Genomic DNA, 20,793 nt, shown 5'->3' on the forward strand with positions numbered 1-20,793 from the left:
TCATGAATCAGGATGCTTTGCCGACGCTCGTCCAGTCGAACCGTTTGATGGAGGGATTCCGCGTCGAGAAGGTGAAGACGCGAGGCGCAGAAATTCATGTCGCCATCGGCGGCGAGGGGCCGCCGCTGCTTCTGATCCACGGCAATCCGCTGACCCATGTGAGCTGGCACAAGGTCGCGCCGACGCTCGCCAAGTCGTTCACCGTAATCGCCCCAGACCTGCGCGGCTACGGCGACAGCTCAAAGCCCGATGGCGGGGAGGATCACGCGGCCTACACGTTCCGCGCCATGGGCGAGGATAATTTCGATGTCATGGATCATTTCGGCTTCGATCGCTTCCAGATCGCCGGGCATGATCGTGGCGCCCGCGTCGGCTTCCGCATGGCGCTCGACCAGCCGCAGCGCGTCGAACGCCTCTGTGCGCTCGACATCGTGCCGACGCATCATGTGCTGACCAATGTCTCCATGGGCTGGGGTCTGGAGAGCTATCACTGGTTCTTCATGGCGCAGAAGGCACCGTTCCCGGAGCGGCTGATCTGCGCCGATCTCGACTATTACATCCACTACAAGCTCAACAAGAAGGGCGTCGGCCTCGAGATCTTCACCAAGGAAGCGATGGCGGAGTATGTGCGTTGCACGACGCCGGAGCAGATCCATTCGGTCTGCGAGGATTACCGCGCGACGGTGACACTCGATCTCGCGATGGACACAGCCGAATACGGCAAGCGCAAGATCGAGTGCCCGGTGATGGTGATCTGGGGCACGAACAGCCATTGCGGCCGCCACTTCAAGCCGGTCGAAGCCTGGAGCGAGTGGGCCGACGATGTCACGGGCTTCGGTGTGCCGACGGGTCATTACCCGGCAGAGCATCGGCCGGACATCATCTATCCGCTGTTCTTCGACTTCTTCACCGGCCGCAAGCCGCACTACGAGCCGGAAAGCGCCGCATGAGGACAGGCACCGTCAAGCGCCTCCGCGCGGAAGAAGCGCGCCGACAAATTCACGGCCCGGGCGAAATTGCCTTTCTCGATGTGCGCGAAGCCGGGCAGTTCGGCGAGGGGCATGCGCTCTTCGCCATCCCTTGCGCCTATTCCCGGCTTGAAGCCCGCGTTCCCGATCTCGTACCGCGCCACACCGCACCGATCGTCCTTGTCGATGATGGCGACGGCATAGCGGAACGCGCCGGCGCGCGGCTTGTGGACATGGGCTACAGCGATGTCGCCCTGATCGAAGGCGGCATGCCCGCCTGGGCGGCGGCCGACTTCCCCGTCTACAAAGGCGTCAACGTTCCCTCCAAGGTGCTCGGCGAAATTGCCGAGGGCGTGTGGCACCCGAAAATGCTGAAACCCGAAGACCTTGCTGCCTGGAAGGCCGAGGATCGCCCGTTCCGGTTTTACGACGCGCGACCGCCCGTGGAATATGCCAAGATGCGCGTGCCGGGCGCCGAGTGCCTGCCGAACGGGGAACTCGCGCACCGGCTTCCCGCCATCGCCGAAAGTGAGACGCCGATCGTCATCACCTGCGCCGGCCGCACGCGCGGCATCATCGGCGCGATCGGCGTCATGCTTGCCGGCCACGCAGGGCCCGTCATGGCGCTTGAAAATGGCACCCAGGGCTGGGCGCTCTCCGGCGGCAAGCTGGAGCGTGGCAACAGCGCGGCGCCTTATCCTGAGCTCACAGATGCCCAGCGCGAGAAGAGCCGCGATACTGCTATGGCGCTTGCCGGCACATATGGCTTGGAAATTGCCGATCCGGTTCGCGTCGAAGCCCTTCTCACGGAGCCCGAAGCGACGACGTACCTGCTCGATGTCCGCTCGACCGAAGAAGCCAAGGCCGATCCGATCTCGGGCAGCGTCCATGCCCTTTCGGGCCAGCTGGTTCAGGCCACGGATCAATGGGTGGCGGTGCGCAATTCGCGCATTATTCTTCTGGACGATGGCGGCATGCGTGCCGCACTCGCGGCTTTCTGGCTGCATCAGCTTGGCTACGAACCCTACATCTGCCTGCTCGACGAAGCGATGCGCGCAACGCTCAAGCGCTTCAGTTCGTCGGAAGCGTTCAAGGCCCGCCCCAAATCTCCTGAGCCGCCGCCGCTGACGACCATCGATCCGGTGCGCGCTCGATATTGCGTGGCTTTGGGCGAGGCGATCCTTGTCGACATGCGCGGCTCGCTCGACTACCGCAAGGGCCATGTCGAGGGCACACGCTGGTTGGTCCGCCCGCGTGCAGAACGCCTGGCGACGGCACTCGCCGGCAAGAGCGCCTATCTCGTTGCGGATGACATCCAAGCGGCCGCTTGGGCTGCGGAGGATCTACGCAAGGCAGGTGTGAAAGATGTCCGCGTCGTCGAAGGCGGCCATGCGGCGTTGATGAAAGCCGGTGCGTCTGTCGTCGAGACCCCCTACGAACCGTCGGATGCCGACGCCATCGACCATCTCTTCTTCGTGCACGACCGCCACGACGACAATCTGGAAGCCTCACGCCGCTATCTCGAATGGGAGACCGGCCTGATCGCGCAGATGGACGATATCGAGAAGGCGGCCTATCGCATCACCTCGCCAAAAGCCTGAAGTTTCGTTTTCGGCTCTCCCAACCCGCCGCTGGACGCAGTCCGCGGCGGGTTTTTCGTGCGCTGTTCTTGCCGACAGAAATAAAAAACCCGGCCGTCGAAACGGCCGGGTGGAGAAGGGCGCGCCGGGGTCGGGCGCGCCGGCAGAGTTGAAAGATCAGCTTGCTTCGGATGCCGATCGCGACTCGGAGTTTTCGGCAGCCTGCTTCAGCTTTTTGCGCTTGGAGAGCGCCTGCATGATGATCGAGCCGATCATCAGCGCGAAGATCAGAAGCGCCCACGGGCGTTCCAGACCGTAGCTGATGAAGTCACCGCCGCTGATCTGGTTCGTGCGCAGCAGATTGCCTTCGAGCAGGCTGCCGAGCAGCAGACCGACGACGGCGGCTGCAACCGGATAGCCGTAGCGCACCATGGCCCAGCCAAGCACCGAGAAGATCCACAACGTGATCGGACCGGACGCACTGCCTTCGATGGCATAGGCACCGAAAGTCGACACGACGAGAACGCTGGGGATCAGGAACCGGAGAGGGACCCGAACCACGTAGCTGGCCACATAGACGAAGCCGAGACCGACGAAGAGCAGCAGGATCGCTTGCGCAAAGTTCGAGAAGATGAGCGCGTAGACGATGTCCTTGTTGTTGGCGATGAAGCTCGGGCCGCCGACGATATTGTGCATCGCGAAGGCCGCGAGCAAGATCGCGGTGGCGCCCCCCCCAGGAATGCCAAGCGCCAGCATCGTTGCCATGGCGCCGCCTTCCGACGAGGAGTTCGCGGATTCCGCCGCAATGACGCCCTTGGGGTTACCCTGGCCGAACGTATCTCCATCCGGAGCATTCCGCTTCGTTTCCGAATAGGAAAGAAGGTTGGAGATCGAAGAGCCGACGCCTGGAATGGCACCGATCACGACACCGATGACCGACCCGCGCAAGATGATCGTCGGATAGACGAACGCTGTCTTCAGGCCGCTCAGGATCTTGGAGAAGCTGATCTTGCGCGAGCCTTCGTCTTCGATGAGATAGGTCGTGTTGATGAGGCCGATCAACTGGCTCGCTGCCAGCAGGCCCATCATGGCGGGGATCTGCGGAATTCCATCGAGCAGCCACGGCACGCCCATCGTGCCTCGGATAAAGCCGGCCGTGTTCATGCCGATCGTGCCGAGCAGAACGCCGAAGACACCGGCAAGCAGGCCGCGGCTCATATGCCGGCCGGCGAGCGAGCCCAGCAGCAGCATGCCCCAGACCGCTACCGCGAACATCTCGAGAGGACCGAGCTTCAGGACCACGCTGGAAACGGGTGCGATCAGGAAGAACAGAAGCAGATAGCTTACGAGACAACCGAAGACCGACGACGCGAGCGCGACGCCGAGTGCCTGGTTGTGCTCGCCCTTTCGAGCCATCGGATAGCCGTCGAACGTCGTCGCGACGGCCGATGACGTTCCTGGAATGCCCATGAGAACGGCCGGGACGGAGCCACCGAATCCAGCGCCCGTATAGATGGCGGTCAGGAAGATGATGGCCGGCAGGAAATCCATGTAGAGCGTTGCGGGCAAGGCAAATGCCATGGCCATCGTGATCGAGATGCCTGGCATCGCGCCGAAGACGAGACCGATGACGAGGCCCGGCAGAAGGTAGAGCCAGGCATTAATGTCGGATGACAGAAGCGCGAACGCGCCGGAAACCGCATTGAGTTCGATCATGGCGCGATCCTCACAGAATGGTCAGCGGGAACGGAAACGGCGTGATCGTCCCGTAGCCGTAGATCAGGAATACGGTGAAAAGCGCGCTGAAGAGCAGGTTCACCCACCATCTCCGTTCACCGCAAATGGCGAGCGCCACTACCATGAAGATGAAGGTGGCGATGTCGAACCCGATCGTCTCGAGCGAGAACGCGAGAAAGGCGAGCGCACCGATCAAAGCGAAGATGCGCATGAGGTCGGCAGGCGTTTCCTTCGGAAGCTCGTCTTCTTCGGCGGAGCCCCTCTGCGGAAAGAGACCCGGCAGCACGAGCGCGGCCAGAATGAGTGCGAGGATAGCGGCAGGCTGCACGAGCAAAAGATTGTTGACGCGCGTGGATACGCCGCGGGCGTCGAGCAGATAGGCAATCACCACGCCTACGATGACGGTCAAGAGCAGCAGGTGACCCCACACGACCCTCCGTCCCGGTTTGGTGCTCATCGGAAACCTCTCCCTGATACGACTGAGCCGTCCGCAGGGGCGGACGGCTCTCGGTGAATTTGTCGTCGATTACTGGCCCTGCAGAAGGTCGATATACTGTTCCATCACGGCTGCGGTGCGGGCGAGCATCTGGTTGGACTCCTCCGGTCCGTACCAGTCGGTTGCAAGCTGCTGTGTCGTGAGGGCTTCGATAGCTGCAGGGTTCTTTGAAGCCGTCTCGATCGCCTGGACGAGGATCTGGAACGCTTCCGGGTTCGATTCCTGCATCGAGCCGTGCAGGCCCCAGCCGCGCTGCGATCCAACGACGAAATCGGTTTCGGCGCCGAGAACGTCCGTGACGATCGCGCCTTCCCAATTGTCGCGCTGGCGGCTGTCGAATGTCAGGAGCGGGCGGATCTGCTCGGCGAGCGGCAGGAAGCCTTCACCACCGACGAGACCGATGTCGACGACGCCGCCTGCGGTTGCGTTACGAGCGGGGCCACCGCCATCATACGTGACCATGCGGGTGGCTTCGAAGTCGATGTCGTTCGCTTCGCAAAGAATGCTGAAATTGACGAGGTCGGCGGAAGCCGGCTGCAGGCCGACAGACAGGCTCGTCGGATCTTCCTTGAGACGCGTGATGACGTCGTCGATCGACTGGATGTCGGAATCGGCGCTGGTCGCGAGAAGCGTGTAGTCCTGCGACGGCAGGTTGACCATGTAGAAGTCTTCCAGCGTGAACTCGGCGTTTTGCGTCAGCATGTTCAGCGGAATGTAGGGAGCAGCAGACGTGCACAGGATGGTGTAGCCATCGTCCGGCTGCTGCAGGAAGAAGGTGTGACCGAGCAACGCACCGGCGCCGCCGCGGTTGATGATCGTCAGCGGCTGGCCAAGCGCTTCCTGCAGGAAGGGCGCGAATGCGCGTGCGAGACGGTCGTTGTAGCCGCCCGTATCGAACGGCACGACGATGTTGATGGGGCGATCTGGAAAGCTGCCCTGGGCGCGCAGGATCGACGGCATGCCGAGAGCAGCCATCGCCACGCCGCCACCGGCGACTTTCAGAACGTTACGACGAGAAAACTTGGAATTCATTGTTGTCCTCCTGAGCTGTTCCAGCTCTTTGCCTTCAGGGGCCCGGGCCTTATGGTCATCCTCCCAAAGCCGTTCGAGAAGCTATGGCCCCATTAGTCGACTGTCAACAATATTTCAGATTGCGCTGCAATATCACTTTGACGCGTCGCAACATCGGCACGACAACGACTTTCTACCCCAAGATTGTAGGGTAATGTAGGTGCTCCGGCGGAATGGAGATCGCCATTGGCAGGGAACCCGCGTCAAGTTGTTGACAATCGACAGAAACTCACGTTTGTTGCCGCCCGAGACCAGATGGGGCTCGGCGGCACCGTCGCGAGCTCCCGGTTCATCCAGGAAATTGCTAGGGAGGACATGTGAAGATGACTGCAGCAGCCGCAAAGACCGCCCCGATCGAGAGCGCGTCGCTCACACTCGAAGTCGCCGAATTCGTCAAGAACGCGAAGCTGGCCGATCTTCCTGCCGTTGTCATCGAAAACGGCAAGAAGTCCATTCTTGATGGCCTTGGCCTGGCGCTGTCTGGCTCGGTGGCAAAGTCCGGCGAATATGTTCGCCAGCATCTCGACGATCTCGGTGCTGGAAGCGGCTCGGCGACCGTCATCGGTTCCAACCGCAAGGTCGCACCACGTTTTGCCGCTTTTGCAAACGGCGTCGGTATCCATGCCGATGACTATGACGACACCCAGCTCGCCGTCGCCAAGGACCGCGTCTACGGTCTTCTGACGCACCCGACCGCTCCCGCCCTCCCGTCCGCGCTCGCCATGGGCGAGACGCTCGGCTCGACGGGTGCAGACGTCATGCTCGCCTATCACATCGGTGTCGAAGTCGAGTGCAAGATCGCCGAAGCGATCAATCCGCGCCACTATCAGACCGGCTTCCACGCGACGGCCACCTGCGGCACCTATGCATCTGCTTCGGCCGCCGGCCGCCTGATGGGCCTCAATCTCGACCAGCTCCTGCGTGCGCTGTCGATGGCAGGCAGCCAGTCTGCCGGCCTTCGCGAAAACTTCGGCACGATGACCAAGCCGTTCCACGCTGGCCGTTCGTCCGAAAGCGGCATCGTCGCCGCGCAGTTCGCCTCCTATGGCTGGACCGCTGCGCCGACGATTCTCGAAGCACCGCGCGGCTTCTTCTCCGCTGCAGGCGGCGGCTACGATCACAATGCGATTTCCGGCAAGCTCGGCAACCCATGGACCTTCGACAGCCCCGGCGTCTCGATCAAGCCGCATCCGTCGGGTTCGCTGACGCACCCCGGCATGACCGAGATGCTGCGCCTCATCAAGGAGCACGGCATCAAGGCGGCGGACGTCGAGCATGTCCGCATCGGCACCAATCACAACATGCCGAACGCGCTCATCCATCACCGTCCGCAAAACGAGCTGCAGGCCAAGTTCTCCATGGAATTCTGCATGGCGATCCTGCTGCTCGAAGGCCGCGCCGGCTTGAACGAGTTCACCGACGAAGTTGTCCTGCGTGACGACGTCAAGGCGATGATCGAGAAGGTCGATTTCGTGGTCGACGATCGCGCTGAAGCCGCCGGCTACCACCTGATGACGACCTATATCGACATCAAGCTGAAGGATGGCCGCACGATTTCGGGTCTCGCCGATTTCGGCAAGGGCAGCCCGGCCAACCCGATGAGCTACGACGAAGTCGCCGCCAAGTTCCTCGAATGCGCCGAGTTCGCACGCTGGGATCAGGGCAAGGCGAAGGAAGTCGTCGGCGTCGTCGCCGAGTTCGAAAAGCTGTCCGATATCCGCGGACTGATGGCGCTCGTCAGCAACTGACGCTGCCACTCGAACGGACAGGAAGCATCCCGTGCTCGATGCCAGCAAAGACGTGGCGGCGCGTTCCACACCGGGCGGCAAGCCCGGTGGGGTCAAGCGTTATCGCCAGCCGCGCTGGTGGGGTCTGCTCGTCCTGACCTATGCAATAGCGACGGCCGCCGGGTTTCTGGCGGACGTCGTCAACATGCCCCTGCCCTTCATGCTGGGGCCGTTTTTCGCGCTCGCCGCCTTCTCGATCATGGGCTTTGAATCGGCCCTCGTGCCGATGGGCCGTGAACTGGGGCAGGTGGCGATCGGCGTCGCCGTCGGCATGCGTTTCACGCCTGCGGTGCTTGCCACCATGGCAGGCCTGCTGCCGGCCATGATCGCCGGCACGCTTTATGTCATTGCCTTCACAATGGTGGCGGCGTTTCTGTTCAAGCCGCTCGCCAAGGTCGACAACGTCACGGCATTTTTTGCCACAGCCGCCGGCGGCGTCGCCGACATGGCGACTGTCGCCAAGGAATATGGCGGTGCAGCCGGCTCGGTCGCCGTCGTCCATGCACTGCGCGTCTCCGGCGTCGTGGCCATCGTGCCGTTCCTCGTCGTGATTTTCGGCGAGCAGGGCACGGCGCCGGATGCGGCCTCGGCCGGTTCCAATTGGCTGTTGGTCGGCCTGTCGCTGCTGCTCGGCTATTTGATGGCGCGGCTGCTGAAGCCCACGCCATTGCCAAACCCGTGGCTGGTCGGACCGATCCTGATGGGCATCATCATCGGCGTGCTTGGCCTCTACACGGTCTCCATTCCGCCGACATTGATCATCATCGCGCAGATCATGCTCGGCACCTGGCTCGGCTGCCAGTTCCGGCGCGACCTTCTGGCCGCGTTGCCGCGCGTCACCTTCGCCGCTGTTATCGTTTCCATATTCATGATCGGCTGCGCCGCGTTCGGGGCCTTCGTCTTGACGCTGACGACCGATCTGCCGTTCACGACGAGCTTCCTGTCGCTTGCCCCTGCCGCCGTGACCGAAATGGTTCTGACGGCGCAAGTGATGCACCTGGAGGCCGAGGTCGTCACCGCATTCCATGTTTTGAGGATCGCCGTCGTGTCGTCGACCGTGCTCCTCGTGTTCAAGCTGTATCTCAAATTGAAGGGAGGGACCGTTGGACCTTCAGTATAATGGGCGTCGCACGCTCATCGTCGGCGGCAGCTATGGTATTGGCCAGGCGTCTGCATCCTTGATGGTGGGCGAGGGCGCGGATGTCGTCATCGCATCGCGCAGCGCCGACAACCTCGCCGCATCCGCAGCGGCCATCGAGGGCGCCGTCGGCTTGAAGCCGGCAACGCTTGTCTGCGATGTCACGCAGACCGGTTCTGGCGACGAACTGGCCGCTTCGGTCACCGACCGCTGGGGCGCGCTGGACGTGTTGGTCACCGCTGTCGGCGGCTCAATCCGGTCATCCTTCGAGGATCTCACCGACGAGGATTGGCTCGGCAACTACACCTTCAACATTCTCTCCACGGTGCGCGCCATCCGTGCGCTGCTGCCAGTTCTGGAGAAGGGTGAGAACCCGGCGATCGTGACGCTCGGTGCTGCGGCGTCCAAGATGCCGTACCAGCACCAGATCGTCTCCAACGTCCACAAGGCCGGCCTGCTCGGCCTGACAAAGACGCTCGCTGCCGAACTCGCCGAGCGCAAGATCCGCGTGAACTGCGTTGCACCCGGTCGCACGCTGACGCCGCTCTGGACCAAGCGCGCCGACAAGATGTCGGCCGACGAGGGTCGCTCGCGCGAAGAGGTTCTCAAGGACTTTTCCAAGGACATTCCGCTGGGTCGCTTTGCGACGGCCGAGGAAGTGGCAACGATGGTCGTTTGGCTTGCGAGCCCGCGCGCCAGCTACGTCACCGGGCAAACGATCAATGTCGACGGCGGCATCGCCCGCGGTCTGCTCTAACCGGCGCATTTCGGTGGAGTGGACGCAGGTTCGCCGCCCGGAAGCGCATAAGAACAAAGCTTAGGAGAAAACAACAATGAGCCTGCATCAGGAAGCTGCTCCCGGCACCCCGAAGGTCACCCAGATCCTCGCCGATTGGGTCGTCAACATCAAAGGATCCGACATCCAGCCGGAAGTGCGCCGCGAAGGCCTGCGCACCTTCGTCAACTGGGTGGGCTGCGCCGTCGGCGGCGCGAGCCACGAAACGGCCGACCGCGCATTGGCTGCCATCGCACCGTTCTCGGGCAAAGCGACTTCTACGGTCATTGGACGCACTGAGAAGCTCGATGCGCTGCATGCAGCCCTCGTCAACGGCATCACCTCGCACGTGCTGGACTATGACGACACGCATCTGAAGACGATCATCCACCCTGCCGGCCCCGTCGCCTCGGCACTTCTCGCGCTGGCCGAAACCCGCGAGATCTCCGGCTACGATCTTCTCACGGCACTCATCATCGGCGTTGAAGTCGAATGCCGCATCGGCAACTCGGTCTATCCTCACCACTATGATCGCGGCTGGCACATCACCGGCACGGCCGGCGTCTTCGGTGCGGCGGCAGCGGTCGGCAAGGTCATCGGCCTCAACGCGCAGCAGATGCGCTGGGCATTCGGTCTTGCAGCCACGCAGTCGTCCGGCTTCCGCGAAATGTTCGGCACGATGACCAAGAGCTTCCACCCCGGCCGCGCCGCCCAGAACGGCATGTTTGCGGCGCTCCTCGCCGAAGCCAATTACGACAGCTCCGAGCGCGCCATCGAAGCGCCGCGCGGTTTCGCCAGCGTCATGTCCGACAAGCAGGATTATTCCGAAATCGTCGACGACCTCGGCACCCGTTGGGAATCGGCACTGAATAGCTACAAGCCGTTTGCCTGCGGCATCGTCATCCACCCGACCATCGACGGTTGCGTACAGCTGCGCGAAGAGCTTGGCGACGCGAAGATCCGCCAGATCAAGTCGGTCGCTTTGACGACACACCCGCTGGTCCTTGAACTGACCGGCAAGACCGATCCGAAGACGGGCCTGGAAGGCAAGTTCTCGGTCTATCACGCCGCCGCCGCGGCCCTGCTCAAGGGCGATGGCGCACCGACGGCCTTCACGGACGAGCTTGTGCGCGACCCGGAAATCATCGCGCTGCGTGACAAGACCAAGGCGACTGCCGACAAGAACTGCCACGAGGCCTCGGTCGACATCCTCGTCACCTTCGAGGACGGATCCACCGTGTCCAAGCATGTGGAACGTGCCATCGGCTCCATGGAAGTGCCGCTCACGGATCAGCAGATCGATCACAAGTTCACGGTTCAGTCGGCGCTCGTCGTCGGTGATGCCGTAACGAAGAAACTCCTCGAGACATCCTGGAAGCTGGAAGAGCTGAAGGATGCCGCCGAAGTCGCACGCGCCAGCGTTCCCGGCTCGGCTGAAGCAAAGGCAGCAGCAGAATGAGTGACGTGCAGAAGAAGTCATCCCTCCGCATCGGTATCCTGGAAGGGGACGACATCGGCCACGAAGTGGTGCCGGCTTCGGTCGAGATCGCCAAGGCGGCCGCAGCCGCCTCCGGCATGCAGATCGAGTGGATCGACGTGCCGATCGGCCGTCGTGCGCTCGATACGCACGGCCACACGATGCCGGACGGCACGCTGGAAACGCTAGGTCAGCTCGATGGCTTCATCCTCGGCCCGATCGGCCACCGCGAATATCCGAAGGTGCCGGAAGCCATCAATCCGCATCCGATCCTGCGCAAGCGCTTCGATCTCTTCGCGAACGTGCGCCCGACACGGTCCTTCCCGGGCATCGGCTGCCTGCATGACGACATCGACATGGTGATCGTGCGCGAGAACAACGAAGGCTTTCAGCCCGACCGCAACGTCGTGATGGGCTCCGGCGAGTTCCGCCCGACCCATGACGTCACCATCTCGGTGCGCGTCATCACGGTCGAGGGGTCGTCCAAGGTTGCCCGTGCGGCCTTCGAGATCGCCCGCTCGCGCCGGAAGAAGCTGACGCTCGTGCACAAGAACACGGTCTACAAGCTCGGCTGCGGCATGTTTGTCGACAGCTGCTACCAGGTCGCCAAGGACTTCCCGGACGTCGAGGTGAACGAGGTGATCGTCGATACGATGGCGATGCGCCTCGTGCGCGATCCGCAGAGCTTCGACACGATCGTCACCACCAACATGTTCGGCGACATCCTGACGGACGAAGCGGCCGGTCTCGTCGGCGGTCTCGGCATGGCGCCGGGGCTCTGCATCGGTCGCGGCTCGATCGCGATGGCGCAGGCCACCCACGGCTCCGCGCCGGACATCGCCGGCAAGGGCATCGCCAATCCTTTCGCGATGATCGAATCCACCCGCATGCTGTTCGACTGGATGGGCCACCACCACAAGATCGATGCGGCGCTTGAGATGTCGCGCATCATGAAGGCCGGCATCGACCAGGCGCTGTCCGATCCCGCGACGCGCACGCCGGATATTCGCGGCACGGGCACCCAGCGCCAGATGATCGACGGGATTCTGAACGGCATGGGAGAGGCGCATGCGCACGCATAAGATCGCAGCGATCGGCGGCGACGGCGTCGGCCCGGAAGTCATCGAAGCCGGTGTCGCCGTCATCGAGAAGCTGGCGAAGAGCGAAGGGTTTTCGGTCGACGTCACGCGCTTCGACTGGGGCTCCAACTACTATCGCCGCACCGGCGAGATGATGCCGAAGGATGGCGTCGAACGGCTGAAAGCCTTCGACACCATCTATTTCGGCGCCGTTGGTGACCCGAACATTCCCGATCACATCACGCTTTGGGAACTGCGCCTCGCCATCTGCCAGGGTCTCGACCAATATGCCAATGTGCGGCCGACAAAGCTGCTCGGCGGCACGGTCGGCCCGCTGCGCAAGGAACTCGGGCAGCAGATCGACTGGGTGATCGTGCGCGAGAACTCCGAAGGCGAATATGCTGGCGTAGGCGGTCGTGCCCACTCGGGCCTGCCGATCGAAGTCGCGATGGATGTCGCGATCTTCACCCGCGCCGGTGTCGAACGTATCTGCCGCTTCGCCTGCGAAACGGCGATGGCGCGGCCGCGCAAGCGGCTGACTGTGGTGACCAAGTCGAACGCGCAGCGTCACGGCATGGTGCTGTGGGACGAAGTCTGCCGCGATGTTCTGAAGGAATTTCCAGAGCTCGACGTCGACTGGAAACTCGTCGACGCCATGGCCGCCATGATGGTGACGAAGCCCGGCAATTTCGATACGATCCTCGCCACGAACCTCCATGCCGACATCCTGTCCGATCTTGCTTCGGCACTGACGGGTAGTCTCGGTAATGGGGCGACCGGCAACATCGATCCGTCGGCCAAGAGCCCGTCCATGTTCGAACCGATCCACGGTTCGGCCTTCGACATCATGGGCAAGGGCATCGCGAACCCGATTGGTGCGTTCTGGACGGGCGCGATGATGCTCGAGCATCTGGGCGAAAAGGCCGCAGCGGACAAGCTGATGGCGGCGATCAAGGCGATCAGTGCATCGGGACCGTTCACGCCGGACATGGGTGGCCAGGCCAATACGAAGGCGGTCACGGAAGCGTTACTGGAGGCGCTCGGCTGACAACCGGCTGCGATATCAGTTGCAGCTTACGCGACCGATGTTTATTGCCTACAATTGAATATCGGTTGAAGGGCAGCGATCATGTATCAGCAGATGAAGACGGACAGTAGCGACCTGATGGTTTTGCGCACGTCTTCGCTGACGGGAGTGCTCGAGCGTGAGCTCGAGCATCTCATCCTCACCGGAGAGCTGAAACCAGGCGAGCGGCTGAACGAAATCCAGATCTCGACCCGCTTCGGTACCAGCCGCGGCCCGCTGCGCGAGGCAACGCGCAGCCTGCAGGCCAAGGGTCTGGTGGATATCATCCGCAACCGCGGTGTCTTCGTGCGCTCGGTTTCCGCCAAGGAAGCGCTGGAGATCTATGACGTCCGCGCTGCGGTCTTCGGGCTGGCCGGCCGACTTCTTGCCGATCTCGTCACGGACCAGATCCTGACGCGGCTGAACGCGTTTCTCGATCAGATGGACGAGATCGCCGCGGGCAAGGATTTCGATCAGTATTACCCGGTCAACCTCGCATTCCACGATTACCTCGTCACCTCGACCGGCAACGAGACGCTGGTCAAGGAATATAAGAGCTTCGTGAACAAGCTCCACCTTGCCCGTGCAAGGGGTCTCGTTCAGGCCGGCGGCCTGTCCGTGTCCAACCGCGAGCACCGCGAAATGGTGGATGCGCTTGCTTCCGGCAACCGCGAACGTGCGCAGGAAGCGTTCTTCCGCCATGTGGAGCGTTCGAAGATCCGCTTCCGCTCGACGCTGGAGGCACTGGACCCGCCCGTCGAGTCCTGATCGGGATTTTCAGGCGCTGCTCAGTCCGGTGATGGCCACCGTGACTGCGGAGAAATGGAAGCCCGCAGCGACCAGCACGCACAGGTGCCAGAGCGCGCGCTGAAAGCGCAGTCCCTGCCAGAGATAGAGAATGACCCCGGCCGAATAGATGAGGCCGCCGATGACGATCAGTGAAACGACCTGCGGCCCGAGCGTCGCCATCATGTCGTCGAAGATCAGCACCCCGCTCCAGGCCAGCGCGAGATAAAGCAGCACAGACAGTTTGTCGAAGCGGCCGATGGAGATGACCTTCATCAGGATGCCAAGGCCCGCGAGCCCCCAGATCCAGACGAGCAGCCAGTTGCCCACCGTATCGATCTGCAGCGCAAACGGTGTGTAGGTCCCAGCGATCAGTGCATAGATCGCTGCGTGGTCGAGCTTGCGCAACCGCGCCTTCACCGGGGAATTCGGCCACATGTTGTAGGCGGCGGATGCGGCGAAGGAGGCGAGAAGGCTCGCCACATAGATGACTGCACCTGCCGTATGGAGCGCGTCGGCGTGGCGAAGCGCAATCACCACCAGTGCGGCACCGCCGATCAGGCCTGCCGCGAGACCGACGGCATGGACGGCGCCATCCGCCAGATAGGCTGCGTGATCGCGCTCGTTCTGTTGGTGGCTGGCCGACATGCACTCCCTCCGCGCTTCCACGTTTCGGGTGCCTCGTTTTTGTTCGAGCGTCAAGCCGCGACGGGGAACAGGTGACCGGCCGGAAGGTTGCGTCAGCCACCCACCGGCCGCGTCGAATTCAGCGTATGACGGGGCGGCCTCTGATGCGCATGAACGTCCAATCGAGAGCGAGCATCACCAGGAGCGACAATCCGGTCAGGGGAAAGAGAATGCCGCCCACGACGAGAATGGCAATCAGCCCGCGGAATGCCCGTCTGTCAGCCGGCATGGGCGGTACGCCGATCCCGCCACTCGGTCGACGCTTCCACCACATCACGCCGGCCGAGACAGCCATGGCGACGATCCCGAAGGAGACGGCAAGCAACAGGATCTGGTTCGCGAGGCCGAATTGCTGGCCCATATGCACGTTGATCCCGAATTCCAGCCATTTGCCGAGCGGGCCGTAATCCGCATAGCTCATGTCGATCAGCGGCTCGCCCGTATATTGATCGAGATGGACCACGCGCTGCTGCGCAAGATCATCCGGGTAGACCGAGCCAGTGAAGACGCCCGTGGGTATCGCGGGAATGTTCACCGCATAGCCGGCATGAAGCCCAAGCCGCTCGAACGTCTCGACCGCGCGGTCGATGCCGATCGAGGGGGCGCCATCGGCGGGCTCGGCGGTTTCGGGCACCTGCGCCTGTTCAAGCGACCAGCTTGTCTGGCCCATATGGTGCAGATGCTCGTCCGACATAGGCACGGCCACACGCACGCCTGCCGGATAGCCGAAATTGTTGCCGTTCGCCCATTCATTGACCTTCCCGCCCCAGACATTCGACCAGGGCATGCCGGTGAGCGCGAGGAACACGATGAAGAAGCCGACGAAAATGCCGGTGACCGCATGGGTGTCGCGCCAGAATGTGCGCGATTTCGGCTTTCCCCGCACGGTGACGACGCCGCCCCGTGACTTGCCGCGCGGCCACCACAGAAAAATGCCGGTGCCGACGAGCAGGATGGTCCAGCCGCCGACGATCTCGATGATGCCGCGTGCCACCGGGCCGAAATAGCGCAGGCTGTGCAGATAGCGCACAGTCCACATGACCGTACCCCGATCCGACATCGCGCCAATCACCTCGGCCGAATAGGGGTTCACGTAAACCGCCAGGCGCTCGCCGCCGTCTGTGTTGACGGTGATTTCCGCCGACTGATCGGGACGTGCCGGATCGGTGAACTTCACCGCAGTGCCCGGATAGGCCGCCAGCGCCGCGTCGATCATGGCCGATGGCGCGGCGAGGTTGGTGGTCTCCTGAACCGCTACCCGCTTCATGTCGGCATGGATGATCGCATCCAGCTCGTCGCGGAAAAGATAAAGCGCGCCGGTGACGGCGAGCGTGATCATGAAGGGCAGGACGAAAAGCCCCGCATAGAAATGCCAGCGCCAGACGGCGCGATAAAGATCGGCTGAACGCGATGGCTGTGCGGCCGCGCTGAAGGTCGTGTCGGTCATCGATCTCTCCCGTCAGACGCGGCTGGCCGCAGGAACGGAAGAGGCCGCGTCGCATCGAGTGCGACTGGCCCCGAGACCGCTGGCCGTGACGAGGAGGATGGAACGGGTCATGGAGTGGCGGACATGCAGCGCCGCCTGCCCGAGAAGGGTCGGTTTCATGGAAATCTCCGAGGATGTGCAAGAAAAAGGCAGCCGCAGCAAAACAGCCGGCCGCCGGAAACATCACGCGGAGAAAGAAGGAGGTGCCCGGGCCTTGGAGGCGAGGCCGCAGTGGCTGGGCGGCGCCTGCGGCGCTGCGATCAGGGCATGGGTCAGTCCCGGCAGCACCGGAAGCGCGAACGAGGGAGCGTCAGCTCCAGGAAGGCCTGCGCCGGTCGCGCAGGCCGCCTGGCAAAGCGTGGAACAGCAGTCCAGGTCGAGATCCTGCAGAGGGTGCGGTTCACCGTCGACGACGGCTTCGTGCACCGAACAGATGATGGTGGCCGGATCCGGCCCGCCCAGCATCGTCGCTTGAGCGTAGCTCGTGACGAGGCCTTGGAAGAACAAGAGATAGCCGAGAAGCAGGCTGCCGATCAGCCGCCTCGCCGTTCTCTCCGCGCTTTTCCAGTTCATCCCCATGAGATATTTCATGCCACAACGCTGCGCGACAGTCATCAGATATGCGCGGCTTCAGGCAGCGACGCGCTCGGGAGCAATGGGTGCAAAAAGCGGTGCAGGCAACCCGAGCTTTGCCCGCACAGCGGCTTCCACCGGCGGGGAGATATCGAAAATCCCGCAGCAGACCGGCAGCCTGCCATAGCCATCGGACCGCCCTATTTCGTCCAGCTGCAGCCCCGCCCGGCGGTAGACCCGCTTCATGTGCGGCTCGTAATTGGAAACGATCGTGTGGATGCCGTGGGCGCGCCCGCATTCGATGATCGCAAGACACATGGTCGCGAAAGCATCGCTCGCGGCGATGTCCGGCCGTAGCGCAGCGATCGCCTCGCAGTCGACGCAAGTCCGCGTCGCCTCCCATATGCCCGGCGCCGCAAGGCACGCGGCATCGGGAAAGGTTTTGCTGAACACGTCGTAGAGAAGCGTGGGGCCGGTCGTCGGCATCAGGCGCGTCGAGCCGAGGAGGGTGCCGGTTCGCTCGTCCGTCCACACGATATAGACCGGATCCATCCCATCGTAGCGATCGCGTTCGAGCCCGGCGGAGCAATGCTGCAGCGACCAGCCGAGCTGATCGATGAACACGCGTTTGCGCAGCCGGTACATCTGATCGAGCAGATCCGCATCAGCCGGCCGGTATGGTGCCTGAAGTATCCGAAACATTGTGCTGCCCCTGTTTCAATTTGAAACAAAGGTGACATTCGAGCGCCGCTTGGAAAATCCGCACAGAGCGTCCCGCCAGCTGCGGTCCGTACCGATGTACGTATCGTTTCAGGCGTTGTTTTCTTCGATGAGATTGAACCGGATTGCCTTGGCGACCGCCTCGGCGATGCTGCCGCATCCGAGCTTCAGGCGGGCCGATCGAAGATAGGCGCGTGCGGTGTGTTCTGAGATGTCGAGCTGGCGCGCGATCTCCTTGTATGTGCGACCCTCCGCGCTCCAGGTCAGGCATTCGAGCTCGCGGGCGGCGAGCGCCGGCAGCGGATCCGATCCATGGAGCTCGCCGATCGCCTTTTCGTGGATCAGGAACGCAAGCTCGGCGAGCGCGGCCCGCTCCGCCTCCACAATCTGCCGAAAGGGCGTGGTATCGAGTTGAGTCGTCGTCAAGGACAGAAGCGCCCGCCGGCGCACGCGATCGATGATCGGGATCGTGTAGCCCTCGGTGCCGACGCCGTGGGCTATGGCATCCTGCATCAGCTCCATCGCCTGAGGTGCCATCGGCAGTTCGCTCCAGAAGAACGGCAGCTGCCTGCGAAACCCGTGCTGCACCACCGGATCGACATTGACGTAGCGCTTCAGGATGTAACGTCCCATCCAGGCGTCCGAATAGGTGCTCTTGACGAAGGGCGCGTCAATGACGGCGTCGATTGTGTAGCCGAGATGGTAGGTCGCATGGTCGAAACCGAAATGGCTGCGCAAGGCGTGCACCGCATCGTCGACCGTTTCCGCAAGGCGCACGGCCTGCGCTGTGCGCACCGATAGCGCAGATTCAGTCCCGGCCACGCATGCCCCACAGCTTGGAAGGATCTTAATACGTACAATTGTACGTATTGGCAGCTGCAAGTCGAGACGTCATCGCGTGTTGGAGGCGTGCATGCGCATTTTGCAATCGATACGCGCAGCCGGTTGTCAGGCCTTCTCGATCTTGACCGGCACGCCCTTCGAGCCGGGTGTCTTCGATGTACGGTCATGCAGGCTGAGAGGCACCAGCACGTTGCATTCCGGATAGTAGGAGCCGATCGTGCCGAGCGGGAGGTCGAACGGGATGACCTCGAGCCCGGGAAGCCGACGAGAGATGCCATCGTCCGCATCGCTGACGAGCGTCACGATCTGGCCCTTCGCCAGCCCCTCGCGCAGCATGTCGGCTTCGTTGATGAGAAGCACGTCGCGCGTGCCCTCGATCCCGCGGAACCGATCCGAATAGCCGTAGATGGTGGTGTTGAACTGGTCGTTGGACCGCATCGTGATCAGCGTGAAGCGACCCTCCGCATCGTCGAAGCCCAGTGCGTTGAGTTTTTCCGGCACGGTGAACTCGGCCTTCCCGCTGTCGGTCTCCCAGATACGGTCGCGCGCCGGGTTGCCGCGCCAGAAACCGCCGGGTGTGTTCAGGCGCTGGTTATAGTCCCTGAAATCGTCCGGATAGGTCGCCTCGATCAGGTCGCGCACCCGGCTGTAATCTGCGACCCATTCGCGCCAGCGGCGCTTGGGATGCGGCTCGGTGATCACTTCAGCGATCGAAGCGACGATATCCAGCTCCGACTTCAGTTCTGCCGAAGCAGGCTCCTGCTTGCCGATCGAACCGTGGATCATCGAGAAACTGTCCTCGACTGAAATGTATTGCGGTCCCGAAGCCTGTTCGTCCTTCTCGCCCCGCGTGAGGCAAGGCAGGATAAACGCTGCTTTGCCGGGATAAAGATGGCTGCGGTTGAGCTTGGTGGAGACCATGACGGTCAGCTCATGGGCGCGCCAATGCCTCTCCAACTGTTCGGTCTCGGGCAGCGCACGCATGAGGTTGCCGCCAAGGCACAAGGTGGCCTTGATCCTGCCCCCGATGATGCCTTCCGCAGCATCGACGATATGCGTCCCGTCCTTCTCGGGAGGATCGAAATCGAAAAGAGTGCGCAGCCGATCCATGGGGATCAGCGCGGTCTTCTCCGCAATGCCGACGGTGCGCTGGCCCTGCACGTTGGAATGGCCGCGTACCGGGCAACAGCCTGCACCTGGCTTGCCGATATTGCCGCGAAGCATGAGGAAGTTGACGAGCATGCCGATATTGTCGGCACCGTGGGTGTGCTGGGTGAGGCCCATGCCGTAAACGCCGATGACCCGCTCGGCTTCCATGTAAATCTGCGCTGCCTCACGCAGCGCTTCTTCCGTCAGCCCGCACGCCGAAATGATCGCTGCCCATGGCTGCGACCGCGCGAAGTCGACGAAGGCGTCAAAGCCGTTGGTGTGCTCCTCGATGAATGGCCAGTCGATGACCGGGGTTCCGCCTGTTTCTCGAGCCGCGTCGTCGGCCTCGATGACGGCTTTGCAAAGCCCGAGGATCGCCGCGATATCCGTACCGGCCCGCAACTGGTGATACTGGTCGGAGATCGTCGTCTCCTTGCCGGTGATCATGGCGACCGGATCCTGCGGGCTGACGAAGGAGATCAGCCCTTGTTCCCGCACGGGGTTGAACGTGACGATCTTGGCGCCACGCTCCTTGGCCTCCTTCAAAGGGTGCAGGAAGCGCGGGGAATTGGTACCGGGATTCTGGCCGAAGAAGAAAAGGCAGTCGGTCTCCTCCAGATCCTCCCAGATAATGGTGCCAACCGGTGAGCCGATCACCTCGGTCAGTCGAACGCTGGTCGTTTCGTGGCACATGTTGGATGACTGCGGCAGGTTGTTGTTGCCGTAGAGCCGCGCAGTCAGCGCCCAGAGATAGGATGCTTCCAGCCCTGCATGGCCGGATGAGTAGAAAACCACGTCGTCTTTCGGAAGGTCTGCAAGCGTCGCGCCGATGGCGGCGAAGGCATCAGCCCAGCTCGTTTCCACATAGCGGTCGCTCGCGGCGTCGTAGCGCAGCGGATGCGTCAGCCGCCCGGTCTTCTCCAGATCGTGGTCGCTCCAGCCGAGCAATTCGGTGACGGTGTGATCTTTCCAGAAGTCCGGCGTGCAGCGGTCCTTCGTGGATTCCCAGAGCGTCGCTTTCGCCCCGTTTTCACAAAACTCGAAGGCGCGATAATTGGCGGGTTTCGGCCAGGCACAAGACGCGCACATGAAGCCGCCGGGCTTGTTCTGCCGCCAAAGTGTTTGAAGCGCATCCGACGAGGGGTCGCTCATGCCGGTGATGCGGGCGATGCTGCGCAGCGAGCCCCAGCCTCCGGCGGGTCCGCTCTCCTTGGGCAGGTCGTCGTGCTCTTCGGCCTTGCTGGTCATGAATACATCCGCGTTGTTTGCTACTCAGGCGCAACGGGTGGGCCTATCAAAAGATGCATCGAAGCGGGCAGAAAAGTGCGGCCGGGCTGGAACCGGACCGGGAACGCCAGATTATGCGTGCATGGCC

General features: G+C 62.7%; 18 protein-coding genes. 9 read left to right on the forward strand and 9 right to left on the reverse strand.

Annotated elements, in window-relative coordinates; all coding sequences use genetic code 11:
- Window positions 1-2 precede the first annotated feature (2 nt).
- The gene (locus QQL76_RS16825) at window positions 3-950 is read left to right on the forward strand and encodes an alpha/beta fold hydrolase (protein ID WP_499208623.1); all 948 of its coding nucleotides are present in this window, start codon (window positions 3-5) and stop codon (window positions 948-950) included.
- The gene (locus QQL76_RS16830) at window positions 947-2,569 is read left to right on the forward strand and encodes a rhodanese-like domain-containing protein (RefSeq protein ID WP_499208624.1); all 1,623 of its coding nucleotides are present in this window, start codon (window positions 947-949) and stop codon (window positions 2,567-2,569) included. The genes QQL76_RS16825 and QQL76_RS16830 overlap by 4 nt, the downstream gene beginning before the upstream one ends.
- 156 nt (window positions 2,570-2,725) lie before the next feature.
- Here the strand turns inward: QQL76_RS16830 and QQL76_RS16835 are convergent, their stop codons facing one another.
- From QQL76_RS16835 to QQL76_RS16845, 3 genes are all read right to left on the reverse strand, one after another.
- Complete coding sequence (locus QQL76_RS16835) at window positions 2,726-4,264, reverse strand: tripartite tricarboxylate transporter permease (protein ID WP_499208625.1); 1,539 nt, start codon at window positions 4,262-4,264, stop codon at window positions 2,726-2,728.
- Window positions 4,265-4,274: 10 nt separating this feature from the next.
- The gene (locus tag QQL76_RS16840) at window positions 4,275-4,742 is read right to left on the reverse strand and encodes a tripartite tricarboxylate transporter TctB family protein (protein ID WP_499208626.1); all 468 of its coding nucleotides are present in this window, start codon (window positions 4,740-4,742) and stop codon (window positions 4,275-4,277) included.
- Between the two features lie 69 nt (window positions 4,743-4,811).
- A complete protein-coding gene (locus QQL76_RS16845; RefSeq protein WP_499208627.1) occupies window positions 4,812-5,813 on the reverse strand; it encodes a Bug family tripartite tricarboxylate transporter substrate binding protein in 1,002 nt (333 codons plus the stop codon).
- Between the two features lie 362 nt (window positions 5,814-6,175).
- On the opposite strand from QQL76_RS16845, the gene QQL76_RS16850 reads away from it, so the two are divergent.
- From QQL76_RS16850 to QQL76_RS16880, 7 genes are all read left to right on the forward strand, one after another.
- On the forward strand, window positions 6,176-7,600 hold the full coding sequence (locus QQL76_RS16850) for an MmgE/PrpD family protein (protein ID WP_499208628.1): 1,425 nt from the start codon (window positions 6,176-6,178) through the stop codon (window positions 7,598-7,600).
- Window positions 7,601-7,631: 31 nt separating this feature from the next.
- A complete protein-coding gene (locus QQL76_RS16855; RefSeq protein WP_499208629.1) occupies window positions 7,632-8,759 on the forward strand; it encodes an AbrB family transcriptional regulator in 1,128 nt (375 codons plus the stop codon).
- Window positions 8,743-9,534, forward strand: a complete 792-nt coding sequence (locus QQL76_RS16860) for an SDR family NAD(P)-dependent oxidoreductase (RefSeq protein ID WP_499208630.1) — start codon at window positions 8,743-8,745, stop codon at window positions 9,532-9,534. The genes QQL76_RS16855 and QQL76_RS16860 overlap by 17 nt, the downstream gene beginning before the upstream one ends.
- A 76-nt stretch (window positions 9,535-9,610) precedes the next feature.
- Window positions 9,611-11,011 (forward strand): MmgE/PrpD family protein, encoded by a 1,401-nt coding sequence (locus QQL76_RS16865; RefSeq protein WP_499208631.1) that lies wholly within the window; start codon window positions 9,611-9,613, stop codon window positions 11,009-11,011.
- A complete protein-coding gene (locus QQL76_RS16870) occupies window positions 11,008-12,111 on the forward strand; it encodes an isocitrate/isopropylmalate dehydrogenase family protein (protein ID WP_499208632.1) in 1,104 nt (367 codons plus the stop codon). Before QQL76_RS16865 ends, QQL76_RS16870 begins: the two co-directional genes overlap by 4 nt.
- On the forward strand, window positions 12,098-13,156 hold the full coding sequence (locus QQL76_RS16875) for an isocitrate/isopropylmalate dehydrogenase family protein (RefSeq protein ID WP_499208633.1): 1,059 nt from the start codon (window positions 12,098-12,100) through the stop codon (window positions 13,154-13,156). The genes QQL76_RS16870 and QQL76_RS16875 overlap by 14 nt, the downstream gene beginning before the upstream one ends.
- Window positions 13,157-13,237: 81 nt before the next feature.
- A complete protein-coding gene (locus tag QQL76_RS16880; protein ID WP_245451397.1) occupies window positions 13,238-13,942 on the forward strand; it encodes an FCD domain-containing protein in 705 nt (234 codons plus the stop codon).
- 9 nt (window positions 13,943-13,951) lie between these two features.
- Here the strand turns inward: QQL76_RS16880 and trhA are convergent, their stop codons facing one another.
- The 6 genes from trhA to QQL76_RS16910 all read right to left on the reverse strand — a co-directional run bounded on the left by trhA (window position 13,952) and on the right by QQL76_RS16910 (window position 20,666).
- A complete protein-coding gene (gene trhA, locus QQL76_RS16885; protein ID WP_126007158.1) occupies window positions 13,952-14,608 on the reverse strand; it encodes a PAQR family membrane homeostasis protein TrhA in 657 nt (218 codons plus the stop codon).
- Between the two features lie 118 nt (window positions 14,609-14,726).
- Window positions 14,727-16,094: a PepSY-associated TM helix domain-containing protein gene (locus QQL76_RS16890; protein ID WP_499208634.1), complete on the reverse strand. Its 1,368-nt coding sequence runs from the start codon at window positions 16,092-16,094 to the stop codon at window positions 14,727-14,729.
- Window positions 16,095-16,316: 222 nt separating this feature from the next.
- Entirely contained in the window at window positions 16,317-16,724 is a 408-nt protein-coding gene (locus QQL76_RS16895; protein ID WP_499208635.1) for a hypothetical protein, read from the reverse strand.
- A gap of 39 nt (window positions 16,725-16,763) precedes the next feature.
- On the reverse strand, window positions 16,764-17,408 hold the full coding sequence (locus tag QQL76_RS16900) for an acyl-homoserine-lactone synthase (RefSeq protein WP_499208636.1): 645 nt from the start codon (window positions 17,406-17,408) through the stop codon (window positions 16,764-16,766).
- A gap of 108 nt (window positions 17,409-17,516) precedes the next feature.
- Window positions 17,517-18,248, reverse strand: a complete 732-nt coding sequence (locus QQL76_RS16905; protein ID WP_499208637.1) for a helix-turn-helix transcriptional regulator — start codon at window positions 18,246-18,248, stop codon at window positions 17,517-17,519.
- Window positions 18,249-18,374: 126 nt separating this feature from the next.
- Window positions 18,375-20,666, reverse strand: coding sequence for an FdhF/YdeP family oxidoreductase (locus QQL76_RS16910; protein WP_499208638.1), 2,292 nt, complete (start codon window positions 20,664-20,666; stop codon window positions 18,375-18,377).
- Between the last annotated feature and the right edge of the window lie 127 nt (window positions 20,667-20,793).

The sequence above is a fragment of the Rhizobium albus genome, from assembly GCA_030160035.1.
Classification (GTDB): Bacteria; Pseudomonadota; Alphaproteobacteria; order Rhizobiales; family Rhizobiaceae; genus Georhizobium; species Georhizobium albus.

What these genes read in the sequence shown, in the direction of transcription:
- QQL76_RS16830 (WP_499208624.1), top strand. Translation starts at nt 947, where the DNA reads ATGAGGACAGGCACCGTCAAGCGCCTCCGCGCGGAAGAAGCGCGCCGA.
- QQL76_RS16845 (WP_499208627.1), bottom strand. Translation starts at nt 5,813, where the DNA reads ATGAATTCCAAGTTTTCTCGTCGTAACGTTCTGAAAGTCGCCGGTGGC.
- QQL76_RS16865 (WP_499208631.1), top strand. Translation starts at nt 9,611, where the DNA reads ATGAGCCTGCATCAGGAAGCTGCTCCCGGCACCCCGAAGGTCACCCAG.
- trhA (WP_126007158.1), bottom strand. Translation starts at nt 14,608, where the DNA reads ATGTCGGCCAGCCACCAACAGAACGAGCGCGATCACGCAGCCTATCTG.
- QQL76_RS16835 (WP_499208625.1), bottom strand. Translation starts at nt 4,264, where the DNA reads ATGATCGAACTCAATGCGGTTTCCGGCGCGTTCGCGCTTCTGTCATCC.
- QQL76_RS16900 (WP_499208636.1), bottom strand. Translation starts at nt 17,408, where the DNA reads ATGTTTCGGATACTTCAGGCACCATACCGGCCGGCTGATGCGGATCTG.
- QQL76_RS16850 (WP_499208628.1), top strand. Translation starts at nt 6,176, where the DNA reads ATGACTGCAGCAGCCGCAAAGACCGCCCCGATCGAGAGCGCGTCGCTC.
- QQL76_RS16895 (WP_499208635.1), bottom strand. Translation starts at nt 16,724, where the DNA reads ATGAAATATCTCATGGGGATGAACTGGAAAAGCGCGGAGAGAACGGCG.
- QQL76_RS16910 (WP_499208638.1), bottom strand. Translation starts at nt 20,666, where the DNA reads ATGACCAGCAAGGCCGAAGAGCACGACGACCTGCCCAAGGAGAGCGGA.
- QQL76_RS16875 (WP_499208633.1), top strand. Translation starts at nt 12,098, where the DNA reads ATGCGCACGCATAAGATCGCAGCGATCGGCGGCGACGGCGTCGGCCCG.
- QQL76_RS16840 (WP_499208626.1), bottom strand. Translation starts at nt 4,742, where the DNA reads ATGAGCACCAAACCGGGACGGAGGGTCGTGTGGGGTCACCTGCTGCTC.
- QQL76_RS16880 (WP_245451397.1), top strand. Translation starts at nt 13,238, where the DNA reads ATGTATCAGCAGATGAAGACGGACAGTAGCGACCTGATGGTTTTGCGC.
- QQL76_RS16825 (WP_499208623.1), top strand. Translation starts at nt 3, where the DNA reads ATGAATCAGGATGCTTTGCCGACGCTCGTCCAGTCGAACCGTTTGATG.
- QQL76_RS16870 (WP_499208632.1), top strand. Translation starts at nt 11,008, where the DNA reads ATGAGTGACGTGCAGAAGAAGTCATCCCTCCGCATCGGTATCCTGGAA.
- QQL76_RS16890 (WP_499208634.1), bottom strand. Translation starts at nt 16,094, where the DNA reads ATGACCGACACGACCTTCAGCGCGGCCGCACAGCCATCGCGTTCAGCC.